Consider the following 23,000-nt stretch of genomic DNA (forward strand, 5'->3'; position numbering starts at 1 on the left):
GAGGGAGTATCCGAGCCACACCTCTACGAGCCGGCGACCCCTCCGGTGCGTTCGAGCACTCGCAATGATCCGGTGACGGAGACTTCGGTGAATTCCCCACTTTCGAGTGCGCGGCAGTAGATCTCGTACGGGGGGCGCCCGCCGTCGGCGGGGTCGGGGAACACATCGTGGATGATCAGGGCGCCTCCGGGCTCTACCCATCGTGCCCAGCCCGAGTAATCGGCCTGCGCCGCTTCGCTGCTGTGCCCGCCGTCGATGAACACGAAGGCAAGCGGTGTCTGCCAGAATGCGGCGACCTGAGGTGACCTACCTACGATCGCGACGACATGCGACTCGAGGTCGCCGTCGGAGAGGGTGTGCCGCATTTTCCCGACCGTATCCAGCTTGCCGGTGTGCGGGTCGACCAGCGACGAATCGTGGTACTCCCAGCCCGGTTGGTGTTCTTCGGAACCGTGGTGGTGATCGACGGTGACGATGGTGCCGCCTGTCGCCTTCGCCGCCTCGCCCAGATACACCGTGGAGCGGCCGCAGTAAGTGCCGATCTCGACGCCCACCCCGTCGCCGAGATAGCGAACGGCTGCATCGTGCAATGCCGTGCCTTCGTCTTCAGGCATGAAACCCGGTGTAGCTTCCGCGAGTTCGAGCGCCTCACGGGTGAGGGAGGTACGAGTCATCGCGGTCGGTCTCCGTTCGTCGGACGAGTTGAGTATTCGTGTGCCACATTACCGAGAGCACTCGGCACGCGATACTGCCGTCATCCGATGACGGCACGCGATACTGCCGTCATCGGATGACGGCGAGGCTGTCGAGTTCGCGTATCGCTGCACACGAGCGTGCCACCATGGTGGCGAACATCCGGTCACCCCGTTCGGTCCGGGTGCCGAAGGCGCACCCGAATACAGCGATGAGCGGACCTTGCAGAGAGCCGAATCGGTAGTCGTCCCAGCACTCGGAGAACGCGTAGCGGTCCACGCCGCGCTCCACGAGCCTGCGGTGGTACGCGGTGACCAGATGGTGTTCGTGTTCGCGACGCAAGGCAGGCGGCAACGATGTGCCGAGAAAATAGGCCAGGTCGCGCGCGGGAAGCCCCACGGTGATCGTCTGCCAGTCTACGGCCGTCACCCCGGGCACACCGTCGTCGGGGAACATCAGATTGTCGAGGCGATAGTCACCGTGCAGCACGGTGAAACGCTCACTGCGAGCAAGTATCCACTGTTCTGTGGCATCGACGCACCCGCGCAGCGTGTCGTTGTCGCTGTCGTCGAGCAGGTGCCCCAGATCGGCGACGAAGATATCCACCGCGGGCCCGTACAGCTCGGAGAGCATGCGGGCCTGCGCTTCGTCGGAGTGTCCAAGCCATTCCAGGTCGAGCAGAGCCGGGTCGTTCCACCGCGGCGCGTGCAGGTCGGCGAGATTGCGAACGGCGTCGAGTGCCTGTCCCGGTGTGCATCCGCGGATCTGATCACCTTGGCGGGCGGGGGCAAGGTCCTCGAGAAGGAGCGTGAAGTTCCCCTCCTCGCCCAGGGCCGCGTAGTGACATCGCGGCGCACGGACCGAGACGGTTGCTGCGAGATCGGTGTAGAACCGGACTTCCCCGCGGTACGCTCCGGCGAGCATGGCGCGTACGCCGGTGTCGACTGCGGGAAGCTTGGCGACGAGTCGTTCCGGTACCCCGTCGCCGGTGAGTTCGAGCCGATGGCATGTGCCGATCTGCCCGGTACCGATGGTCTCTGCGCGAACGGTGTGTACGGGAGCGTCGAGGGCGGCACTGAGCCACTCGGGGGACAGCTCTGCAATATCGGAAACGACGGTGTTGCTCACCGAGTACTCCATCCGGGATTTGCGGGGAGATGTGCGAAACGGTGGGGAGCGCGGATGTGCCGCCACGCGTCGAGTACCGGAGCAAGCTCTGCGGGGGTGGCTCCGTGCAAGATCACGCTGTCGGCACCGGCGTCGAATTGGTCGGCGATCCGCTCGGCGCATCGCTGGGATGTGCCGGTGGCCGACGCCGCGAGCCAGTGCTCGGGCAACTGCGCCTCCAGGTGCCGGAGTACGTCGTCGGTGCCGGTCGCATCGAATGCGCCCTGGTGTTGCTGCACGATCGGGTCTGTGCGGAACCGCTCGAGGTCGGCAGCGGACCAACCGTTGGCCTTGATCAGCACGTCGCCGTAACCCTGGAGATAGGTGGCGAGCCGGCCCACGAGTTTGCGCCGTCGCTCGGTGTGGGGGATGGATTCTTCGACGGTCGCCAGCACCGACCAGATGCGGACGGAGGCCGGGTCGCGTTCGGCTGCTGCAGCGGCGTCGCGCACGATCTTGACGGCCCGCGCCACCGTCGCGTCGGAGAAGAAGGTGTGCAGGACGACGCCGTCGGCGATGCGGCCTGCGAGTTCGAGCGATCGGTCGCCGAGTGCGACCATGAGAATCGGGATGCGGTCTGTTCCGTCGGCGGTGCGGCGCAGGTATGGGAACGCGCCGGCGGGGCCGTCGTGGCCGATTGCGGCGTCGCCGCGGAACAGTGTGCGGAGCACCTCGACGGCGTCTTCGAGCCGCGCCGACGACACTCTGGGCAGTCCCATGAGATCGAAGAGGGCGTCGAAGCCGCGACCGAGCCCGAGGGCGTAGCGGCCTCCACTGAGTCGGTGGGCGGTGGTGGCCATGGTCGCGGTCACCATCGGATGGCGGGTCTGGGGATTCGTCGCGGCGGTACCTATCCCGATCGATTCGCTGATGGCCGTGGCTGCTCCGGCGAGCACGCCCGCGTCCTTGGTATCGAATCGTTCGGACAGGAAGACCGCGCCCATCCCGAGCTGTTCGCCGTGGCGGATCTCATGGAGCGCTGCGCGCGGGTCGGGGGCGTGCCCGGCAAGCGCATAGAAGCCGAGTTCGGGGAACTCTGGCATGTCGGGCGTGGTCACGACCGCGTCGCGGCACGGCGTTTGCCGAGCACACTCCCGACTGCGTTGTCCATCTTCGTTCCGAGTGGCCAACCCACATAGTGCGACAGGAACAACGCGATCTCCCGCAGCTGTTCCTCGTCGAGTTCTTCGTTCTGCAGGGCAGCACCGATCTGGATTTCGGCGACGTCGCTGAGCCCTTGCGCGGCGAGGGCGCCGAGTAGCAGCAACCGGCGGTCGCGAATGGTCAAGCCCGGTCGCGACCAGATGTCGGCGAACAGATGATCGGCGGTGGCTGCGAAATGGGCACCGGGCCCGTCCTGGAACTCGAATCCGTAGACTTTCCCCATCATCTCGAGTCCGCGCTGGCGCCTGTCGTCGGTCACGGCTGTTCCTCCATGCTGTGGGTGCGTGCAATGTCGCCGATCCCAACTCCGAGACCGGGGCCCAGGCCCGCGAGGGCGCGCGTTGCGAGAGGAAGATCGACGTCGAGCCGGTCGCCGAGGGCCATGGCGAGCGCCAGATCTTTTTCGCCCAGCGCGCGCACGTGTGAGAATATCGGGAACCACGAATCGTCCTGCTCGAGTGGGGAAGTGCTGTCGCGCCACATGATCGAGCCTGCACCTCCTGTGATCGAGTCGGTGTGGCGGACGACCTTGCCGAGTTCGGTGATGTCGATTCCGGCGGCTTCGGCGAGGCGTTGCGCTTCGGTCGCGGCGGTGAACGAGACGAAGTGGAGAAGGTTCCGTGCGAGTTTCATGCGGGTGCCGGCACCGATCGGTCCGGCGTGGACGACCACCGCGGCGAATGCGCTGAAGGGATCTCGAATCTTCTCGAACGCTTCATCCGACGCGCCGACCATCACGGCAAGCGCCGCTTTCTTCGCGCCGGCAGCGCCACCGCTGACCGGTGCATCCACGAACTCCACACCGTGCGTTGCGCACAGCGCCCCGAGGTCGACGGCTGTGGTGTCGGAGATCGTCGAGTGCACGGCGATCACAGTGCCGGGTTCCGCGCTCGACAGGAGCCCGTCGGGGCCTGCTACGACGTCGCGGACCTGAGTGTCGTCGAGGACGGTGACACACACGATGTCGCTGACGGAGGCGAGTTCTGCTGCGTTCGAGACGGAGTGGGCACCCGCTTCGACGAACGGGGTCACGGCGTCGGGGTTGGTGTCGAGGACGGACAGACTTCCGGTGTGGTCGAGTAGTCGGTGCGCCATCGGTGCACCCATGTTGCCGAGGCCGATATAGCCGATGCGGATCGTCACGACCGGATCACCTGCCCACCGTCGACGTTGAAGATCTGACCGGTCACCCAGCCGGCGTCGTCGGACAGCAGGAACAGGCACATGCCGACGAGGTCGTCGGGTGTGCCGATGCGCTTGAGTGGAAGTTGCTTCACCATGTCGGCGACCATGTTCGACGGTGTGGTGGAGCGTGTGGCCTCGGTGTCGATGGGTCCGGGCGCGATCGCGTTGATCCGGATGTTCGACCCGCCCAGTTCGACCGCGAGCTGCTGTGTGAGGCCGTTGATCCCGACCTTTGCGAGACCGTAGAAGCCCGAGTACAACCAGGCGGCGGTGGACGACTGGTTGACGATCGAGCCTCCGCTTCTCGTCATGTGGGGCCACACGGCGCGGGTGATGTTCAGGGCCCCATCGAGATTGACGCTCATGAACTTCTTGTAGTAGTCCCACGGCACGGTGAGCAGGAGATCCAGTTTCATTCCACCGTAGATCGCGGCGTTGTTGACGACGTGATCGATTCCCCCGTACGTCTCGACGGTCTTGTCGGCGAGTTCCTTCGCCGAATCCGGATCGGAGACATCCACGGGTAGGAATGTGGCGGTGCCGCCGTCGACGACGATCTGCTTGGCCACCTGCTCGCCGAGTTCGGCATCGATATCGGCGACCACCACGCGCGCACCCTCGGCGGCGAGTGCGCGTGCGTACGCCTCACCGATTCCTTGGGCTGCTCCCGTGACGATCGCAGTACGATCGGTGAATCTGGACATATGGCGGTTCCTTTCGATTATGTGGGGCACTGCGAACGTCAGAGTGCAGGCTCTGCGACGAGCTTGGTCTCCAGGTACTCCTCGAACCCGGCGAGGCCCATCTCGCGGCCGATGCCGGACTGCTTGTATCCGCCGAACGGCGCGTCGGCGGCGTACCAGATGCCGCCGTTGACGCCGAGGGTGCCGGTGCGGACACCCGCGACGACGCGTGCGATGCGATCGGGGTCGGTGCCGTAGACCGCACCGGAAAGTCCGTAGGGGGAGTCGTTCGCGATGCGGACCGCGTCGTCGTCGCCGTCGTGGGGCAGGATCACCAGCACCGGACCGAAGATTTCTTCCTGCGCGGTACGGGCGGAGTTGTCGAGACCCGAGATCAGGGTGGGTTCGACGAAGAAGCCGCGGTCGTGCTCGGTGGGCCGTCCGCCGCCGACCACGACCGTGCCGCCCTCCTCGACGGCAAGACGGATGTAGCCCTCGACGCGGTCGCGCTGTCGGGCCGATATCAAAGGCCCGCAGATGGTGCCGGAGTCGCGGGGGTCACCGGGGCGCAGCCCCTGCAGTGTCTTCGCGGTGGCTTCGACGGCTTCGTCGTAGCGGGCGCGTGGCACCAGAAGACGCGTGGTGATGGCGCAACCTTGGCCGGCATGGGTGCATACCGTGAACGCCGCCATGGAGCATGCCGCGCGGAGATCGGCGTCGTCGAGTACGACGAATGCGGACTTGCCGCCGAGTTCGAGAAAGACCTTCTTGAGCGACTCGGATGCAGCCCGCATCACCGATTTGCCCGTGGCGGTGGAGCCTGTGAACGAGATCAGGTCCACCCGTGGGTCCTCGGAGAGCAGGGCGCCGATGCGGTGGTCGCTCGAGGTCACGATATTGAGGACACCGGCGGGGATGTCGGTCTCCTCGGCGGCGATCCTGCCGATCAGGGCTGCGCACCAGGGGGTATCGGGTGCAGGTTTGAGCACGACGGTGTTACCTGCGGCGAGCGCAGGCCCGATCTTCGCGAAGTTGATCTGGTGCGGGAAGTTCCACGGGGTGATCGCGCCGACCACGCCGGTGGCTTCCTTGAGCAGGTACCGGTGGGTGGGAATGCCCATGGGGGAGGCGTTGCCGAGATCTTGCTTCCACGAATAGTTCTCGGCGAGGTCGGCGAACCACAGCAGGTCGTCGACAGGTCCTTCGAGATGAGCGGCGGCAGTCAGGAACCGGGGCGCACCCACTTCCGCGATCGTGATCTCTCGCAGTTCCTCGATGTGGCCGCGGATGGCGTCGCGGAGTTGGCGCAGGCAGTGTGCGCGGAAGGTGTGGTCGCGGGACCAGTCGGTGTGGTCGAACGCGCGGCGGGCCGCGTCGATCGCAGCGTCGAGATCGGCAGGGGTGCCGTCGGCCGCGTGGCCGAGCACCTCCTCGGTGGTGGGGTCGAACACCTCGAATGTGCCGCCGCTACCTGGGACGAGTTTTCCGTCGATCAGGAGCGTGGAACTGTCGGTCGGGCGCAATGTCATCAGACGATTCCCTCACGTTCTGGACAGGTGTCTGGACTATAGTTCGGCACGCTGTGAGAACGCAATGGTTCGAGTGGATGTTGTTACGGGGGAGCCGGATACACCGGGGGGAGTGTGCAGGCGTTCGGGCTCGTCAGAACACTCGCATGCCGAGGCGGCGTCGTGTGCGCATGTCGACGAGATAGCAGTGCCACAACAGGCGCCAGACGTGCGGGGTCGCCCGGTGGACGGCGCGCATCGTCCGCAGATATCTGTCGAATCGTCGTTGATCGTCGGCAGTCCAGTCGTAGTGCATGGCCTTCCGGAACTCCGGTGGCAACGCTCCCCGGGTGATCAACTCGAAATCTCGTCCGAGGATCTTGTGTGCGGCCCGTCCTGCGCGGCCGAGTCGCACTTCGAGGAAACTCAGATTGCACAGACGAGTGAGATACCCGCGGACCTCGTCGTTCATGGAGATCCGGTCCACGCCCTCGATCCAGAGCGCGTCGTACTCGTCCCGGGTGCGCGGCCAGGACTCGGGACGCACATTCAGGGTGGTGCCCAGGGTGATGCCGTCGCGCAGGACGTTGCGGTATTCGGCTTCGGTCAGTGGGCCGTGCAGGAATTCGTGCTGGTCGATGAAGTACTTCAACAGGCACACCGCTACCCAGAGCTGCAGCTTCGGTGAGTTCGCGCTGTACGCGACGTCGGCGTTCGGTTCGGACACGACGTGGGCGTGGATCTTCCGCACGGTCTCGCGCAGGTAGTCGCGGTCGGATTCGGTGCCGAACACCGCCACTGCCAGATATGTCCCTGTCGTGCGGGCGCGTTTGACGGGATGCAGGTCGGCGCGACCGGAGTCGACGGAGCTGTCGACGACGCCCTGGCCGACGGCGGGATCTGCCAGCTGCATGATCACGTTGGCTGCGTTGATCGTCCCGCCGAGTGGGGAAACGAGATCACCGACCGACTCGATTGTGCGCACGCTTTCTCCATCTGATGACGACTGTGATCAGTTTACGTCGGTGTCGCCGGAGTGGGGGCGGGTAGGTGGGACAATGCGCCCTCGACCACGGATTCGTAGATGCGATCCAACGCGATCTCGTCGCCCAGGAAGCCGCTGCTTTCGAGGACTGCGAACCCGTGCAGGGCCGAGAACATCCCGATCGTGACCTCGAGTGCGTGCTCTTCCGGGACTCCGCACGAGGTCAGCATCGATCCCAGTGCGCCATTCGCGTCCAGTCCGGCGGTGATGAGCGACTCCCGGTCGACCGGCGCAGAAGTCAATGCCTGATAGCGGCGGGGATGTGCTGTCGCCCAGGCGCGATGCGCATCGATCAACGCCCGCAGGCCGTCGCGCCCGCTGCGCCCCATCGCGACGTCGCGCAGGTGGCGTCCGAGGTCCGTCATCGCGCGCGCCTGTACTGCGGCGCGGACGTCGTCGAGGCCCCGTACGTGGTTGTAGAGCGAGGCGGCGACGATGCCGAGGCGGCTCGACAGGGTGCTCATCGAGAGTTGTTCCCATCCGGCCTCGTCGACCGCATCGATCGCGGCATCGATCACCTTGTCGCGGGTGAGGGTTCGTCGCCTGACCGGTCGGGAATTGTCACGTGCCATGAATTCAGTCTAAGGGGCTTACGCTACAAACGAAGATATGTAGTTTATAAGTGATGACTGTTCGTCACCTTCGAATCCGAGCCGTTCCAGCGTGAGGCGCAACCATGACGACTTCCCGTACTGATCTGAAGAATCCCGATCTCTACACCGAGGGGGTTCCGCACGCTTTCTTCGACGACCTCCGCAGGCACTGCCCGGTGTACTGGCAGCCCGAAGACGACGGGCCCGGATACTGGGCGGTGACCCGGCACGCCGACGTCATCGCCGTCTCCCGCGAGACGACCTTCTCGGCCGCGATGGGATCCACCCAGATCGACGAGTTCGACGAGGAGACCCGACTCAAACAGGCCTCCATGCTTCTCAATCTCGACCCACCCGACCACACCCGACTGCGTCAGCTCGTCAGCCGAGGGTTCACCCCGCGCGTGATCAAGCAGCTCGAAGGTCATATTCGCGACATCTGTACGCGCGTGGTCGACGACCTCATCGAGGCGGGCAGTGACGGTCGGGTGGTCGATTTCGTCCCGCTCGCGGCCGCGCCGCTTCCGCTCGAAGTGATCGCCGCTCTGCTCGGCGCGCCCACCGAAGACGTCGGGAAACTCTACGACTGGTCCAACAGGATGATCGGCTGGGACGACCCCGAGTACGGCAGCACCCGCGAGGACGGTGAACTCGCTGCGGCCGAGGTCTTCCTCTATGCCAACGAGATCGCCGCGCAGCGACGTGTCGAGCCTCGCGACGACATCGTCACCAGGCTCGTCACTCCCGACGAGCACGGTGACACGCTCTCCGAGATGGAGTTCGATATGTTCTTCGTCCTTCTCGTGATCGCGGGGAACGAGACGACCCGCAACGCGATCTCCGGCGGGATGCAGGCCTTCATGGACCACCCCGGTCAATGGCGACGGCTCCAGGGCGAGCTCGAACTCCTGCCGAGCGCGGTCGAGGAGGTCCTGCGCTGGGTCAGTCCCGTCATCGGGTTCCGCCGCACACCCACCTGCCCGGCCGCGATCGGGGACCAGGAGGTCGCTCGGGGGGACAAGGTGGTGGTCTACTACCCGAGCGCCAACCGTGACGCGGACGTGTTCGACGACCCCCACGTCTTCGATATCGCACGCAGTGACAACCCGCACGTGGCATTCGGCGGTACCGGCGTGCATTTCTGTCTCGGTGCGCACCTTGCGCGTCTCGAGTTGAAGATCATGTTCGAGACTCTCGCGACGCGGCTCGACCGGATCGAACCGGCCGGACCTGCGCGGCGTCTGCGGTCGAACTTCATCAACGGAATCAAGGCCATGCCGGTGCGGATCTATTCGCGCCAGGGGTGAATTCATTCGTGCGCAGGTCGACGACCATTGCCGGACGATGGTTACCGTAGTAATGTCCAGACACGTGTCCAGAAATGTGAATCTAGAATCCACCCGACGTCGGCTCACCGAACGTCAGGCCGACACCGTGCAACGGCTTACGCAGGCCGCTGTCGAGGTGTTGGGTGAAGAGGGATTCGCAGGTCTGACCGTGCGCATCGTCGCGGCACGCGCCGGCGTCGCTCCCGCGACTGCGTACACGTACTTCTCCTCCAAGGAACACCTTGTTGCGGAGGTCTTCTGGCGCCGACTCGCCGCTGCGCCGGTCGAAGAGTCCGACCAGTCGGATCGGGTCGATCGCGTCGTGGCGGTGCTGCGGAGCGTTGCGTTGCTCATGGCCGACGAACCGGAGCTTGCCGCTGCGGTCACGAGTGCGCTGCTCGGCCGCGACCCCGACGTCGAGCATCTGCGTGCACGAATCGGTCTCGACATCCGCGAAAGGCTGTCCACCGCGCTCGGAGACGCGCCCGACCCCGACGAGCTCGAGGCGCTCGAACTGCTCTACGCCGGTGCGCTCGTGCGCGCGGGAATGGGTTACGGAACATACGAAAAGCTTGCCGACAGGCTGGAAATCTCGGCCCGACTGTTATTGGAGTGATCCATGATCCAGGCTCCCTCGGAGTCCGTATCGATCGACCCACCCACGTTCGATCCCTACGACTACGCCTTCCACGAGAACCCCTACCCGACCTATCGTCGACTGCGTGAGGAGGCACCGCTCTACTACAACCCCGACCTGAACTTCTGGGCGTTGTCCCGGCACGCCGACGTCGTCGCCGGTTTCCGTGACAACGCACGGTTGTCCAGCGCGAACGGCGTCTCACTCGATCCCGCCGCATACGGGCGCAACGCCCACAAGGTGATGTCGTTCCTCGCGATGGACGACCCGAGGCATATGCGCATGCGGCAACTCGTATCGAAGGGTTTCACCCCGCGGCGGGTTGCGGAACTACAGGAGCGGACTCTCGAACTCACCCTCGGGCATCTCGAACCCGCCCTTGCCGGAGGAGAATTCGATTGGATCACCGACTTCGCGGCCAAGTTGCCGATGGACGTGATCTCCGAGCTCATGGGAGTTCCCGAGGCCGATCGCGCCGAGATCCGACGACTCGCGGATCTCGTCGTGCACCGGGACGAGGGTGTGCTCGACGTCCCCGTCTCGGCGATGGAAGCATCGCTGCACCTCGTGGGCTACTACGCCGACATGATCGCGGAGCGTCGGAAGTCGCCGACCGCCGACCTCACCTCCGCGCTGCTCGACGCCGAGATCGACGGCGACCGGCTCGACGACGACGAGATCATCGGATTCATGTTCCTGATGGTGGTGGCCGGAAACGAAACCACCACCAAACTTCTCGGCAACGCGCTCTACTGGGGCGCGAAGAACAAGAGCGAAGTGTCGCAGGTGCTTTCGGATCCGCAGCGCGCGCCCGAATGGGTCGAGGAAACCCTCCGATACGACACCTCGAGTCAGCTCGTTGCGCGTACCGCCGTCGCGGACATCGACCTGCACGGCGCCACCATCCGCTCCGGCGACAAAGTGCTGCTTCTCATCGGATCCGCCAACCGCGACTCCGAGGTGTTCGACGACGCCGACGAGTTCCGGCTCGGCCGCAACGCGTCCGGGAAACTCGCGAGTTTCGGTGCGGGAGTGCATTTCTGTCTCGGAGCCCACCTCGCGCGCCTCGAAGCCAACATCGCCCTCGAACAGTTCGCGCGTCGGGTCGCCGACTACGAGATCGACTTCGACCGCTCCGAGCGGGTCCACTCCACCAATGTGCGCGGCTTCGCCGCCCTCCCCATGAAAGTGACGGAGCGACATGCCTAGATTCGAGCCACACCCCGAGCGTCGCCCTGCACTCGTCAGCGGCGCGTCGTCGGGAATCGGGACGGCCACCGCCTACGCGCTCGCCGAACTCGGTCACCCGGTCGCGCTCGGCGCCCGCCGCGTCGAGGAGTGCGAAGCGATCGCCGAGAAGATCCGTGCCGAAGGCGGTGAAGCCTTCGCCCACTATCTCGACGTGTCGTCGACCGACTCCGTCGATACGTTCGTCGCGGCAGCAGAGGATGCACTCGGAGCCACCGAGATCGTCGTCTCCGGCGCAGGCGACATGGACTTCTCACTGGTCCACGAGATGGACACGGACCGGTTCGAGTTCCAGGTGAACGTGCATCTGAACGGCACGCAACGCCTCGCGCGGCGCGTGCTTCCGGGAATGATCGAACGCAAGCGCGGCGACTTCGTCGTGATCGGATCGGATTGCGCCGACGTTCCTCGTCCGCGGATGGGCGCCTATGTGGCGGCGAAGACCGGTCTCGAAGCCCTTGTCGTCCAACTGCGGATGGAACTCGAAGGCACCGGGGTGCGTGCGTCCACTGTCCGGCCCGGTCCCACCCAGACCGGCGCGGGAATGACAGCGGCGGCCGAGGTCGTCGGCCCGCTCCTCGAGGACTGGGAGCGCTGGGGCTTCGCCCGGCACCCGTATTTCCTCCGTGCGTCGGATATCGCGGCCGCGGCAGCGAGCGTGGTCTCGGTCCCGCGCGGAGCCCACATCGTGCTCGTCGAAGTGCAGCCCGAAGCGCCTTTGCGGAAGGAAGACAAGTGACCACTGGAACAGCGAACAGCGGGACATCGAACAGCGGGGCACCACACCCGACCGTCGCACCCCCGCGAGTCTCCGGCGGCGAACATGAGCACGGACACCTCGAAGAACTGCGCTCCGACCCCATCGCCCTGATGAACCGCGTCCGCGATGAGTGCGGCGATGTCGGCGTCTTCCAACTCGCCGACAAGACGGTCGTGCTGCTCTCGGGGGCCGAGGCCAACGAGTTCTTCTTCCGGTCGTCCGACGAAGAACTGGACCAGCAGGCCGCCTACCCGTTCATGACGCCCGTGTTCGGGGAGGGTGTCGTCTTCGATGCGAGTCCTGAGCGGCGCAAGGAGATGCTGCACAACACGGCATTGCGGGGCGAACAGATGCGGGGGCATGCGGCAACCATCGACCGTGAGGTCCAGGACATGGTCGCCGGATGGGGAGAGGAAGGCGAGATCGACCTCCTGGAATTCTTCGCAGAGCTGACGATCTACACGTCGTCGGCATGCCTGATCGGCAAGAAGTTCCGCGACGAGCTCGACGACCGCTTCTCGCACCTGTACCACGACCTCGAGAAGGGCACCGACGCACTCGCTTTCGTCGACCCCTACGCACCCATCGAGAGTTTCCGCCGTCGCGACGAGGCCCGCCGCGGGCTCGTCGACCTGGTGCAGGCCATCATGAACGGTCGGATCGCGCATCCGCCGCAGGGCAAGGAGGACCGCGACCTGCTCGACGTGCTCGTCTCCATCAAGAACGAGGACGGCACCGAGCGGTTCAGCGCGGACGAGATCACCGGCATCTTCATCTCGATGATGTTCGCCGGGCACCACACCACCTCCGGGACCGCGGCGTGGGCATTGATCGAATTGCTGCGCAATCCGCAGAGCATGCAGCAGGTGACCGACGAACTCGACGCAATCTACTCGGACGGCGCGGACGTGAGTTTTCATGCGCTGCGGCAGATCCCGAATCTGGAAGCAGTACTCAAGGAGACGCTGCGGATGCATCCGCCGCTGATTCTGCTGCTGCGGGTTGCACGCGGCGATTTCGAGGTGGCCGGCTACCGCATCGCCGAAGGCGATCTCGTCGGCGCCACCCCCGCGATCTCCAACCGCATTGCCGAGGACTTCCCGAATCCCGATGTGTTCGACCCGGGCCGCTACATCGACCCGAATCAGGAAGACATCGTCAACCGGTGGACGTGGATTCCGTTCGGTGCCGGCCGGCACCGATGCGTCGGTGCGGCATTCGCGTTGATGCAGCTGAAGGCCATCTTCTCGATCCTGCTGCGCGACTTCGAGTTCGAGCTCGGTCAGCCCGCCGACACTTACCGGAACGATCATTCGAAGATGGTGGTGCAACTCGCGCAGCCGTGCACAGTGCGGTATCGGCGCCGCACCCGGGAAACGGAGTAGTCGTGAAGATCGAAGTAGATCTGGACCTGTGCCAGGGACACGCCATGTGCGAGATGGAAGCACCCGACGTGTTCCGAGTCCCCAAACACGGCACCGTCGAGGTCCTCGTCGACGAGATCCCCGAAGAACTGCGCGACGACGTCGAAGCCGCCGTCCGCTATTGCCCCACCCGAGCATTGCGACCGATTCAACACTGACTCCAGGAGACACCATGTCCACGTTCGACCGTGCAGAGCTCGACGAGATGATTTCCCGATGGATCGACGCCAACAAGCGGGCCGAGGAGGCGGGTGATTGGAAGCCCCTGGCCGAGATGTACACCGAAGATGCCACCTACGGGTGGAACTACGGTCCCAAGGACGACTTCATGGCCGTCGGCCGGGACGAGATCCGCGAGTTCGCGTTGGGCCAGGAGATGCGTGGTCTGGAAGGGTGGGAGTACCCCTACCAGCAGCTGATCGTCGACGACCGCAGCGGCGACGTGATCGGCATGTGGAAGCAGATCGCCGACGCGAAGCGCGACAACGGCGAGCGCTACTCGGTGCACGGCATCGGTGGCAGCTGGTTCCGTTACGGCGGGAACTTCCAGTGGTCGTGGCAGCGCGATTTCTTCGATTTCGGAAACGTGTCGCACCTGTTCCTCGAGATGATCACCGACGGGGCGCTGTCCGACGGCATGAACAAGCGTATCGAGCGTTCCACGTCCGGAAAGCGTCTACCCGGCTGGTACCCCGCGGGCCAGGCCCCGGTATCCCTGTGGTGACCACGGTGCGGACCGGTGCATCGTTCGATGCGCTGTCGCGGGAGGATCTCGCGGTTCTCGTCCCGGAACTGTTGCTGTGCGGTCAACTGATCGACCGCTCAGGCATGGCTCATCTGATCTCCGCGTTCGGCCGGGAGGGCATGGCGGCCATCGCGATCGAAGAATGGCAGGCATCCTCACCTTGGTACACCCGGCGCATGCAGCGGGCGCTGAAGTACGAGGGCGACGACGTCGTGACGATCTTCAAGGGCCTGCAACTCGACATCGGTGCGCCTCCGCAGTTCATGGACTTCCGATTCCGCGTCGACGACCGCGACCACGGTGAGTTCTGGCTCGATCACTGTGGCGCACTCATGGACGTCGAACCGCTCGGAGACGAGTATGTGACCGCGATGTGCCACGACATCGAAGACCCGACCTTCGACGCCACCGCGCTCGCGACGAATCCGCACGCGCAGGTGCGACCTATCCATCGTCCGCCGCGCCGCCCCGAGGACCGGCATCCGCACTGCGCGTGGACGGTGACGATCGACCCGGCGCATGTTCCTCCGGTCGTCGAGCCGCACACCGAGGCGCTGGGCCGAACCGTCGCGAGGACGGTGGAGCTGAGCCCGATCGTCCCCGGTGGTGCCGGGCGTGACGAGTACTCGGGGCCGCTGCTCTCGGACGTGCGGTTCGGCGACTTCTCCCATTCGGCGCTCGTTCGGATCGCGGAGGAGGTGTGCCTCCAGCAGCACATGCTCACCCTCGGATTCCTGATCGGGGTCCGCAAACGCACCGACGAGGACTCGGCGTCCACGTTGCTGAGAAAGCAACTCACCGGCATCGCCGGGCTGACCTCGGAACGGATCCGCAACGCACTCGGCCTGTCCGGCACGTTCGACGACCTGGCGACCGTTCTCGGTATCCATCCCGTCCTCTCGCCGCATCAGTACGTAGGACGCACGATCGAGGTGCACGACGACCATATCCGGATGCGCATCGGGCGGGACAGCGGAGTGGACGCCGATGGTGGATGGACGACCTTCGTGGACGCCGACCACCTCGGACCCCTCGATGCGCTGGTCCGCGGGGTCGACCCGCATTTCTCGACGCGGTTGGTAGCGGAGTCACCGGACGCGTTGGTTGTCGACGTGATCCGAGAGGACACACCGGCGCGTGAGTCAAAGGACGTGCAGATCACCAGATTCAGCTCGGGCGCGGAGTTCGTCTTCGCAGACCGGGGGATCCCGCTGCCACTCACGGTGCTCTGACATTCGAGTTCGGACCGAAGGGGGGACCTTGAGTACTACGCTGTCTCGCAGGGCTTTTCTGGGCGGTGCCGCAGTCGCGGCGGTGGGTTTGACCGTGACCGCGGTTCCGCGCGCTCGCGCCGAGGTCACCGAGGAACGCCACCGCGCTGTCGTCATCGGAAGCGGGTTCGGTGGTGCGATCACTGCGATGCACCTCGGGCGTGCGGGGGTACAGACCGTCGTCATGGAACGTGGCATCCGGTGGCCGACAGGGCCGAATGCCGAGACGTTCCCGCGTATGCTCCACCCTGATCGTCGAATGTCCTGGTTGTCGCCGATTCCGGTCATGCCGGGAACACCGCCCGTCCCGACGGAGTCGTTCACCGGACTCATCGAACGCGTTCCCGGCGACGGGATGGACATCCTGTGCGGAGCAGGGGTGGGTGGTAGTTCTCTCGCCTACCACGGAATGACGTTGCAGCCCGATGGTGAACGTTTTGCGCAATCGGTGTCGTCGTCGATCGACTACGACCGCCTCGATTCCGAGTATTATCGCCGTGTCGAGCGGATGCTGCGGATGGCGACCATTCCGGACGATGTGCTCGGCCACGAACGGTACCGATCGTCGCGAGTATTCCTCGACCGCGCGGAAGCGGAAGGGTACGAGACGTTCCGGGTGCCGATGTCGATCGATTGGGACTTCGCGCGCCGCGAACTCACCGGCGAACTGAATCCGTCGTACACGACCGGCGATGTCATCTACGGGGTCAACAACGGCGGTAAGTTCTCCGTCGACGTCACCTATCTCGCGGAAGCGGAGGCGACGGGTCACGTCGATGTCGTGATCCTCCACCGGGTCAACGATATCGAGCGTGGACCGGATGGAACGTGGATCACGCACGTCGACCGGATTCACACCGACGGAACCGTGCTGGAGCGCAAGCGGATCGTGTCCGACGCGCTGTTCCTCGGAGCCGGGTCGGCGGGGACGACCCGCCTGCTGATGAAGGCGCACGGCAAGGGTCTGATCACGGATCTCCCCGATGCGGTGGGAACAGGCTGGGGAAACAACGGTGACAGAGTCTTCTCGGTGACATCCCCCCTGGCAAGTCCCGGGGCATTCCAAGGCGGGCCGGCGTGTGTCGGCATGCGCGACCATTCCGACCCTGCGGGTGCGCTGATGATCGTCACGGGACCGGTGCCGTTCCCGGCCGATATCGGGACGACCTCGGTGATCGGGCTCGGAGTGGTGAAGGGACTCGGCAGGTGGAACTACGACGCCGGCCGTGACGACGCGGTACTGAATTGGGACGAGGCCTACGACCGCGCGCTCACGCGTGCGATCGAATCACGAATCCGTCGCATCGTGGGTCCGACGGCGATCATGATCGACGTCAATGCTGTGGACATCAACACGTTTCATCCCTTGGGTGGGGCACCGCTAGACACGGTGTGCGACGACGCAGGCCGTGTTCTCGGCCAGCGGGGACTGTACGTCGTGGATGGTGCGAAGATCCCGGGGTCGACGGGCGCATGCAATCCGTCGATGACGATCGCGGCGCTGGCCGAGTACGGCGCGGACGACATCGTCGCCCGCGATCTCGGCAGCGTGTTCTGACCGTTGCAGAATAACCGAATGTCACATTTGGTCGATGTGAGTGGCCAAAGGTGACATTCGGTCGAAAGCGCGGGAGAGGGGGCGTCAGCCCTTGGCGGCAGAGATTCCTGCGCGCCGGCCGAAGAAGCTGCCGTCGCCGAGTGAGGTGCCGCTCGCATAACCCCAGGCGCACACGCCCGATGTGCAGCGGCCCGCCGCGTAGAGCCCGGGGATCGGCTCACCCGAGACGTGCAGGACTTCGGAGTCGACAGTGGTGCGCAGACCACCGAGGGTGAATCCGGCGGTGCAGTTGCGCAGATCCAGTGCGGCGACGGGCGTGCCGATGGGCTTGACCCATTCGGTCTTCTTGCCGAGCACCGGGTCGGAGCCGTCGGCTGCGTGCCGGTTGTAGACGTCCACGGTGGACTGCAGCGTGCCGGCCGGCAGTCCCATGTCGGATTCGAGTTCCTCCACCGTCTCGGCCACCCACTTGGGCTGGAACCGGAAGTACGGAGTGGAACTGACTGTGGCGCATCCTTCTTCGTATGCGCTCTCGTCGATGATCAGGTATGCCTGATTGTCGTTCTTGAGCAGTGTCTGCTGTCCGATACGGCCGGGGTAGGTGTCTTCGGGGACGTAGCGCTGGCCGCGGGCGTTGACCAGTATTCCGCGCGCCATCAGCTGTGGGTCGCCGAAGAAGGCGACCTCTGTCGCGTCCATGTGCGCGAGGTCGGCGCCGAGCGCCTGTGCCATGCGGATGGCGCGACCGTCGTGTTCCTCGATGGCCGCGGCGGGACGGCCGTTCAGCTGTGGCGCATAGGTGGCGACCATGTCTTTGTTGTACGCGAAGCTGCCGGTGGCCAGGACGACGCCTCGCCGCGCCCGGACGTGGACGTCCTTGCCGTATTGCTTGGCCGCGAGGCCCACGACGCGTCCGTCCCCGTCGATGATGAGTCGCTGCACGCGTACGTCGTATTCGGCTCGGACACCGAGTTCTTCTGCCACCTTCGACAGCGGCTCCATGAGTTTGAAGCCGCCGCCCTTTTCCCCGGTGCGCTTGTCGGTCATCTGCGGGACGTGCCCACGCGGTGCGGGCGTGGCGATTTCGTTGAACGGCGCGGAGTTCTCTCCGCCGGAGAACATGAGGCCGTCGTCGCCGGGGATCTCCCACCCCGGTTCGCCCCAGAAGCTCTCTTTGAACACGACACCGTTGTCCACGAGCCAGTTGTAGTGTTCGACGCTGCCGTTGCAGTATTCGGAGATCTTCGCTTCGTCGGCTCCCGGGCCGAGGGCGGCGAGCATGAAGGCTTTCATGTTTTCGGCGGAGTCGTCGAACCCGAGTGCCTTCTGCAGTCCGGTGCCTCCGCCGAGGTAGACGATGCCACCGGACAGTGACGCTGCTCCGCCCCACCCGCCGGTGCGTTCGAGGACGAGGACTTCGGCTCCGCTGCGGGCGGCTTCGATGGATGCGGATACGCCGGCGATGCCGAATCCGGCTACGACAACGTCGGCCTCGTGGTCCCAGCTGGTGACCTGCTCGGCGAGCAAGGGGTGGACGTCGGTACTCATGTGGTGATCCGTTTCTGGTGCGGGTGGGTCGGTCAGGACGCGAGGCCGAGTTTTCCGGCGAGACGGTCGATATGGGCGACAACCTCGTCGGCGGAGCGGTCGGGCAATCCGAAGATCACTTCGGTGACGCCGGCGTCGCGCCACTGTTCGAGTTGTCCGGTGTCGGGACGACCTGCAAGCGCCAGCACCTCGGGGGTTCCGGTGCGCCCGGCGTCGGCCCACATCTTGTGCAGGCGTTGCACGTTGTCGACGATGTCGCGTTCAGTGGGGGTGGTGATCCAGCCGTCGCCGGAGCGGACGATCCACTCGAAGTTCCGGTCGGTGGCGCCGGCACCGAGCAGTACCGGCGGGCGAGGTTGCTGGATCGGTTTGGGCCATGCCCAGCTCGGCCCGAACGATACGAACGTGCCGTCGTAGGTCGCTTCTTCCTGGGTCCACAGCGCCTGCATGGCTTCGAGGTACTCGCGCAGGGCTGTCCGTTTCTTCTTCGGTGGGACTCCGTGGTCAGCGAGTTCTTCTGCATTCCAGCCGAATCCGGTTCCGAGAACGACGCGGCCGCCGGAGAGGTGGTCGAGCGTGGCGATGGTTTTCGCGAGGGTGATGGGGTCGTGCTCTAGGGGGAGTGCGACCGAGGTGCCCAGCTTGATGGTCGAGGTGACGGCCGCGGCGAGACCGAGCGCGACCCATGGGTCGAGGGTGCGCATGTAGCGGTCGTCGGGGAGGGTCTCGTTGCCGGTTCCGGGGTGTGCGGATTCGCGCCGGACCGGGATGTGTGTGTGTTCGGGCACGTAGAAGCTGTCGAAGCCCGCTTCTTCTGCGGCTTTCGCGGCGGTGTCGGGTCGGATTCCCCGATCGCTCGTGAACAGGGTGATTCCGTGGCGCACAGCGACCCCTCTCATCGGATGACGCAAAAAATGTAACGCGTTCTACCGTCGGATGGAAGGGTTTCCGGACAGGTGTCTAGTATTTCCGGCTTGATGAAGACGTTCCACTATCCTGGACGTGCACTAGTGGAAGGTGACGTCGATGACGGAAGAGTCGGCCGTGGGGGTCGAGGCGCGGAAACGTCCGGTTGCTCAGTCGCCGGGGGCCGGGCTGAAGCCGGCGCAGCGCGCACGGTATCTGAGGATCGTCGACTCTGCGAAGGCGCTCGCGTCCGAGGGTGGTTACGACGCCGTGCAGATGCGTGCTGTCGCTGATCGGTCGGGTGTCGCGCTCGGCACGGTCTACCGGTACTTCCCGTCCAAGAACCAGCTGCTCGTGGTGGCGATGGTGACCCAGTTCGAAGAGGTGGGCAAGTACTTTTCGGGTGCCGAACTCCCGGGCGATACGCCGCACGAGCGGATCATGGGAGTGTTGCAAGCGTCCGTCTCGAGGCTCGAGCAGGATCCTCGCCAATACGACGCTCTGGTGCGTGCCGTGATGTTCGCCGACGCGTCGTCGGCGCCTGAGCTGGACCGGCTCGGTCATGTGCTCACCGAGTTGTTCGCGAAGTCGGCCGGTATCGAGGTCGTCACCGAAGAGGTGCTCAACGCGGTGCGCATCGTTGCGGACGTGTGGATGTCGACCCTGGTCGCCTGGGCCAATGGGCGACAGAGTGGTGAAGGTGTTCTCGAGCACATGGATACCGCGGTGCGGTTGGTCTTCGACCGACTCGAACGGATGCAGCGGGTGAGCTGAGCTCACCCGCTGCATCCTGTTGTGGCAGGCGTCAGGCCGGCACCTCGACGATTCCGACGGTCGGCAGGAAGAAGCACGACGACTCGCCGTTCTGTACCGTGCCGAACACGGCGGCCAGGACGGTGCCCGCGCCGGTGTCGACCGGTGCGACGCGCACACCGCCGAACGGAACGGTGTCGGCAAGGAACTGGGAGATGGCCGCCTCGACCATCGGTCGCATGGGGGCCGGGATCGTCTCGGGGATCGCCGCGCGTGAGGCTTCGTCGAGTGTGCCCATCGGCACCAGTCCGCCTTGGAGCGTGTTGACGTTGAGCCATGCGAGCTGGATGCCGTCGGCGTTCGCGTCGTCCTCCAGGCCCATCGGTACGAAGGCGAACAGTGTTTGGGCAGGGTCGACGACGTCCAGAGAGAACTCTCCGATGCTCTGACCCGGCCATGGTCCGGGTACCGCTCCGGCAACCGCGGGGGCGATTCCGAGGGGCAGGTTGCCGTCGGGCGTGCAGAACGGTGCGCCGGTGGGGTAGAGGAACGGCTCGACGCCGAGTCGGCGCAGAAATTCCATCCCCTCGTCGTACGCGGCGAGGGGCGTTCCCTCGGCTGCGTCGACGGCACTGCCGCGTGCGCCGGCGATGGCCTCGGCCGCTGCTAGTGCAGCCTGGTCGACGCCGGGTGTGGAGCGCAATACGCCGAGCGTGGTGGCGATTGCGCTGTCGGCGGCGGGTGCGGGGACATCGGCGGGCGCGGGTGCGTCGACGATCGGTGGTTCCGCCGGTTGCGCCGCGGCGACGGCGGGCAGTGCGAGGCCGGCCGCGACGGCCAGCGCGGCCGCGGCGGCGAAGGGGCGCATCCGGAGGCGCGTGGTCCTGCGGGTCATGTGGGCTCCTGTGGATCAGGTCTCGACACATCGGTCTCGACGGATCGTGTCAACACTGTTCGAACTCTCAGTCTCAAGTAAAGGTTGAGGCTAGCTAGATCCAGGAAAGCACAAGGGCGACGCTCCGGCCAGAGCGCCGCCCCGTGTGTTACTCAACCGACACTGTGGTCGAGCAGATCACTCGATCTCGTCGGGGTGCTTCCGTAGATGGAGCACGCTCAGAATCAGCCCGCCCCACAAGGTGGCCAGAGCGAGGACCATCATCACGATTGCGGAGGTGTTCACGAATTCTCTCCTTGCTGTGCCTTGTGGAGTGTCGGTGTGGAAGCGGTACGGTTCTCGTCGAGTTCGAACTCGGCTTCGATCCCACGACGCCAAGGAATGACCGACATCGCGATCGCCAGGATGATCACCGCGATCTGAACACCCCACCCGAACGTCGTCACCAAGCTGTCCGGGAGACCGCCGTAGCCCTCGTTGACGCGGTCACGGATCTCGCTGAACAGCATGTAACCGAGCACCACCGGAGTGACAACACCGACGAAGACCTGCCACACCACGCCGACCTTGAACGACGACACCGAGTTGAGATGGTCACGCAGTTCGGGCAGGCGCCGCAGGATCCACGCGATCACGATGACGGCGACGAACGCGACACCCACGATGCCGAACTGATTCGCGAACCGGTCCACCACGTCGAGGGTGTTCAGGCCGGTCGTGGTGGGGAACAGCAGGATCGACACGATCGCCGCAGCGCCGCCGATCGTCAGGACCGCGGGTACCTTGCCGAGCCCAGTCTTGTCCTGGAAGGCGGAGACAGTCACCTGGATGATGCTGATCATCGACGTGAACCCGGCAAACACCAGCGACCCGAAGAACAGCACGCCGAAGATGGGGCCGCCCGGCATCTGCGACACGATCGTCGGGAACGCGATGAATGCAAGACCGATGCCGCTCGCCACGACCTCGTCGACCGCCACGCCCTGCGCCTGGGCCATGAAGCCGAGTGCCGAGAACACGCCGATACCGGCGAGCACCTCGAAACTCGAATTGGAGAAGCCCACCACTAGACCGGACCCGGTCAGGTTCGTCTTCTTCTTCAGGTACGACGAGTAGGTGAGCATGATGCCGAAGGCGACCGACAGCGAGAAGAAGATCTGCGCGTATGCCGCGATCCACACGCCGGTATCGGTCAAAGCCTCCCAGTTGGGAGTGAAGAACGCATCGAGGCCCAGAGCCGAGCCGTCGAGCAGCAATGCCTGGACCACCAGGGCGCCGAACAGAATCACGAGCAGCGGAACGAAGATGCGGTTCGCGTTGCCGATACCGCGCTGCACACCGAGTGCAAGAACGGCCACGACCAGGACCCATACCAGGACCAGCGGCCATGCGACACCCGGAACGAAACTCAGACCGAACGTCGCCTCGGCGTCCATGTGCAGGAAGTCCTCGAGGAAGAAGCCCTCGGGGTTGTCGCCCCACGCCTCGGTGATGGAGAAGAACGTGTAGCAGCCTGCCCACGCGACGATCACCGCGTAATAGACGCCGATGACGAAGCAGATCAGGACCTGCCACCACCCGAGGAATTCGCTGCCGCGGCTCAGTCGGCGGAACGCCAGCGGCGGAGATCCTCGGAATTTGTGTCCCATTGCGTAGTCGACGAACAACAACGGAATACCCGCGGTGAGCAGGGCCACCAGGTAGGGGATGAGAAATGCCCCACCGCCGTTTTCGTATGCGATGTACGGGAATCGCCAGATATTGCCCAGACCGACGGCCGAGCCGATGGCGGCCATGATGAACACCGACCGCCCTGACCAGACCTCGCGCTTGTGTGCAGCTTCGTGCTGTGCCACGAACCTTGTCCCTCCACTCGTTCGATTGCGTAG

24 protein-coding genes are annotated in these 23,000 nt (G+C 65.1%); 10 read left to right on the forward strand and 14 right to left on the reverse strand.

Annotation, left to right across the window (positions count from 1 at the left end; all coding sequences use genetic code 11):
* Window positions 1-23 precede the first annotated feature (23 nt).
* From MWU77_RS01110 to MWU77_RS01150, 9 genes are all read right to left on the reverse strand, one after another.
* Window positions 24-674 carry a class I SAM-dependent methyltransferase gene (locus MWU77_RS01110; protein ID WP_169688321.1) on the reverse strand — a complete coding sequence of 217 codons (651 nt, stop codon included), beginning with the start codon at window positions 672-674 and terminating at the stop codon, window positions 24-26.
* A 109-nt stretch (window positions 675-783) separates the two neighbouring features.
* On the reverse strand, window positions 784-1,821 hold the full coding sequence (locus MWU77_RS01115; protein WP_247272743.1) for an ecdysteroid 22-kinase family protein: 1,038 nt from the start codon (window positions 1,819-1,821) through the stop codon (window positions 784-786).
* Window positions 1,818-2,918: a TIGR03857 family LLM class F420-dependent oxidoreductase gene (locus MWU77_RS01120; protein ID WP_247272744.1), complete on the reverse strand. Its 1,101-nt coding sequence runs from the start codon at window positions 2,916-2,918 to the stop codon at window positions 1,818-1,820. The genes MWU77_RS01115 and MWU77_RS01120 overlap by 4 nt, the downstream gene beginning before the upstream one ends.
* On the reverse strand, window positions 2,915-3,283 hold the full coding sequence (locus MWU77_RS01125) for a carboxymuconolactone decarboxylase family protein (protein ID WP_169688324.1): 369 nt from the start codon (window positions 3,281-3,283) through the stop codon (window positions 2,915-2,917). Before MWU77_RS01125 ends, MWU77_RS01120 begins: the two co-directional genes overlap by 4 nt.
* Window positions 3,280-4,167: an NAD(P)-dependent oxidoreductase gene (locus MWU77_RS01130; RefSeq protein ID WP_308198748.1), complete on the reverse strand. Its 888-nt coding sequence runs from the start codon at window positions 4,165-4,167 to the stop codon at window positions 3,280-3,282. The genes MWU77_RS01125 and MWU77_RS01130 overlap by 4 nt, the downstream gene beginning before the upstream one ends.
* Window positions 4,164-4,913 (reverse strand): SDR family oxidoreductase, encoded by a 750-nt coding sequence (locus MWU77_RS01135; protein WP_169688325.1) that lies wholly within the window; start codon window positions 4,911-4,913, stop codon window positions 4,164-4,166. The genes MWU77_RS01130 and MWU77_RS01135 overlap by 4 nt, the downstream gene beginning before the upstream one ends.
* Before the next feature lie 38 nt (window positions 4,914-4,951).
* Window positions 4,952-6,421, reverse strand: coding sequence for an aldehyde dehydrogenase (locus MWU77_RS01140; RefSeq protein ID WP_169688326.1), 1,470 nt, complete (start codon window positions 6,419-6,421; stop codon window positions 4,952-4,954).
* Between the two features lie 133 nt (window positions 6,422-6,554).
* Window positions 6,555-7,385 (reverse strand): oxygenase MpaB family protein, encoded by an 831-nt coding sequence (locus MWU77_RS01145; protein WP_169688327.1) that lies wholly within the window; start codon window positions 7,383-7,385, stop codon window positions 6,555-6,557.
* 32 nt (window positions 7,386-7,417) lie between these two features.
* Window positions 7,418-8,017: a TetR/AcrR family transcriptional regulator gene (locus MWU77_RS01150; protein WP_169688328.1), complete on the reverse strand. Its 600-nt coding sequence runs from the start codon at window positions 8,015-8,017 to the stop codon at window positions 7,418-7,420.
* A gap of 104 nt (window positions 8,018-8,121) precedes the next feature.
* Here MWU77_RS01150 and MWU77_RS01155 point away from each other — a divergent pair, with 104 nt between their 5' ends.
* The 9 genes from MWU77_RS01155 (at window position 8,122) to MWU77_RS01195 (ending at window position 17,009) form a co-directional block, all read left to right on the forward strand.
* A complete protein-coding gene (locus MWU77_RS01155; RefSeq protein WP_247272745.1) occupies window positions 8,122-9,345 on the forward strand; it encodes a cytochrome P450 in 1,224 nt (407 codons plus the stop codon).
* A 76-nt stretch (window positions 9,346-9,421) separates the two neighbouring features.
* A complete protein-coding gene (locus MWU77_RS01160; RefSeq protein ID WP_169688330.1) occupies window positions 9,422-9,982 on the forward strand; it encodes a TetR/AcrR family transcriptional regulator in 561 nt (186 codons plus the stop codon).
* Between the two features lie 3 nt (window positions 9,983-9,985).
* A complete protein-coding gene (locus MWU77_RS01165; protein WP_169688331.1) occupies window positions 9,986-11,212 on the forward strand; it encodes a cytochrome P450 in 1,227 nt (408 codons plus the stop codon).
* The gene (locus tag MWU77_RS01170) at window positions 11,205-11,990 is read left to right on the forward strand and encodes an SDR family oxidoreductase (RefSeq protein ID WP_169688332.1); all 786 of its coding nucleotides are present in this window, start codon (window positions 11,205-11,207) and stop codon (window positions 11,988-11,990) included. The genes MWU77_RS01165 and MWU77_RS01170 overlap by 8 nt, the downstream gene beginning before the upstream one ends.
* On the forward strand, window positions 11,987-13,396 hold the full coding sequence (locus tag MWU77_RS01175) for a cytochrome P450 (RefSeq protein WP_169688333.1): 1,410 nt from the start codon (window positions 11,987-11,989) through the stop codon (window positions 13,394-13,396). Before MWU77_RS01170 ends, MWU77_RS01175 begins: the two co-directional genes overlap by 4 nt.
* A gap of 2 nt (window positions 13,397-13,398) precedes the next feature.
* A complete protein-coding gene (locus MWU77_RS01180; RefSeq protein WP_169688334.1) occupies window positions 13,399-13,593 on the forward strand; it encodes a ferredoxin in 195 nt (64 codons plus the stop codon).
* A gap of 14 nt (window positions 13,594-13,607) precedes the next feature.
* A complete protein-coding gene (locus MWU77_RS01185) occupies window positions 13,608-14,159 on the forward strand; it encodes a nuclear transport factor 2 family protein (protein WP_169688335.1) in 552 nt (183 codons plus the stop codon).
* Window positions 14,153-15,412 (forward strand): hypothetical protein, encoded by a 1,260-nt coding sequence (locus tag MWU77_RS01190; protein ID WP_374229793.1) that lies wholly within the window; start codon window positions 14,153-14,155, stop codon window positions 15,410-15,412. Before MWU77_RS01185 ends, MWU77_RS01190 begins: the two co-directional genes overlap by 7 nt.
* Window positions 15,413-15,440: 28 nt before the next feature.
* Window positions 15,441-17,009, forward strand: coding sequence for a GMC oxidoreductase (locus MWU77_RS01195; RefSeq protein WP_247272747.1), 1,569 nt, complete (start codon window positions 15,441-15,443; stop codon window positions 17,007-17,009).
* 84 nt (window positions 17,010-17,093) lie between these two features.
* Here MWU77_RS01195 and MWU77_RS01200 read toward each other — a convergent pair whose 3' ends face one another.
* Together MWU77_RS01200 and MWU77_RS01205 are read right to left on the reverse strand one after the other, a co-directional pair.
* Window positions 17,094-18,557 (reverse strand): FAD-dependent oxidoreductase, encoded by a 1,464-nt coding sequence (locus tag MWU77_RS01200; RefSeq protein ID WP_169688338.1) that lies wholly within the window; start codon window positions 18,555-18,557, stop codon window positions 17,094-17,096.
* Between the two features lie 32 nt (window positions 18,558-18,589).
* A complete protein-coding gene (locus MWU77_RS01205) occupies window positions 18,590-19,441 on the reverse strand; it encodes an LLM class F420-dependent oxidoreductase (RefSeq protein WP_169688464.1) in 852 nt (283 codons plus the stop codon).
* 142 nt (window positions 19,442-19,583) lie between these two features.
* On the opposite strand from MWU77_RS01205, the gene MWU77_RS01210 reads away from it, so the two are divergent.
* A complete protein-coding gene (locus MWU77_RS01210; RefSeq protein ID WP_247272748.1) occupies window positions 19,584-20,237 on the forward strand; it encodes a TetR family transcriptional regulator in 654 nt (217 codons plus the stop codon).
* Between the two features lie 31 nt (window positions 20,238-20,268).
* Here the strand turns inward: MWU77_RS01210 and MWU77_RS01215 are convergent, their stop codons facing one another.
* The 3 genes from MWU77_RS01215 to MWU77_RS01225 form a co-directional block, all read right to left on the reverse strand.
* Complete coding sequence (locus MWU77_RS01215; protein WP_169688340.1) at window positions 20,269-21,111, reverse strand: hypothetical protein; 843 nt, start codon at window positions 21,109-21,111, stop codon at window positions 20,269-20,271.
* 177 nt (window positions 21,112-21,288) lie between these two features.
* The gene (locus MWU77_RS24885; protein ID WP_169688341.1) at window positions 21,289-21,396 is read right to left on the reverse strand and encodes a methionine/alanine import family NSS transporter small subunit; all 108 of its coding nucleotides are present in this window, start codon (window positions 21,394-21,396) and stop codon (window positions 21,289-21,291) included.
* Window positions 21,393-22,967, reverse strand: a complete 1,575-nt coding sequence (locus MWU77_RS01225; protein ID WP_247272749.1) for a sodium-dependent transporter — start codon at window positions 22,965-22,967, stop codon at window positions 21,393-21,395. The genes MWU77_RS24885 and MWU77_RS01225 overlap by 4 nt, the downstream gene beginning before the upstream one ends.
* Window positions 22,968-23,000 lie beyond the last annotated feature (33 nt).

Source organism: Rhodococcus sp. F64268, from assembly GCF_023015605.1.
GTDB lineage: Bacteria > Actinomycetota > Actinomycetes > Mycobacteriales > Mycobacteriaceae > Rhodococcus.

What these genes read in the sequence shown, in the direction of transcription:
- MWU77_RS01165 (WP_169688331.1), top strand. Translation starts at nt 9,986, where the DNA reads ATGATCCAGGCTCCCTCGGAGTCCGTATCGATCGACCCACCCACGTTC.
- MWU77_RS01200 (WP_169688338.1), bottom strand. Translation starts at nt 18,557, where the DNA reads ATGAGTACCGACGTCCACCCCTTGCTCGCCGAGCAGGTCACCAGCTGG.
- MWU77_RS01215 (WP_169688340.1), bottom strand. Translation starts at nt 21,111, where the DNA reads ATGACCCGCAGGACCACGCGCCTCCGGATGCGCCCCTTCGCCGCCGCG.
- MWU77_RS01185 (WP_169688335.1), top strand. Translation starts at nt 13,608, where the DNA reads ATGTCCACGTTCGACCGTGCAGAGCTCGACGAGATGATTTCCCGATGG.
- MWU77_RS01135 (WP_169688325.1), bottom strand. Translation starts at nt 4,913, where the DNA reads ATGTCCAGATTCACCGATCGTACTGCGATCGTCACGGGAGCAGCCCAA.
- MWU77_RS01210 (WP_247272748.1), top strand. Translation starts at nt 19,584, where the DNA reads ATGACGGAAGAGTCGGCCGTGGGGGTCGAGGCGCGGAAACGTCCGGTT.
- MWU77_RS01155 (WP_247272745.1), top strand. Translation starts at nt 8,122, where the DNA reads ATGACGACTTCCCGTACTGATCTGAAGAATCCCGATCTCTACACCGAG.
- MWU77_RS01170 (WP_169688332.1), top strand. Translation starts at nt 11,205, where the DNA reads ATGCCTAGATTCGAGCCACACCCCGAGCGTCGCCCTGCACTCGTCAGC.
- MWU77_RS01110 (WP_169688321.1), bottom strand. Translation starts at nt 674, where the DNA reads ATGACTCGTACCTCCCTCACCCGTGAGGCGCTCGAACTCGCGGAAGCT.
- MWU77_RS01140 (WP_169688326.1), bottom strand. Translation starts at nt 6,421, where the DNA reads ATGACATTGCGCCCGACCGACAGTTCCACGCTCCTGATCGACGGAAAA.
- MWU77_RS01150 (WP_169688328.1), bottom strand. Translation starts at nt 8,017, where the DNA reads ATGGCACGTGACAATTCCCGACCGGTCAGGCGACGAACCCTCACCCGC.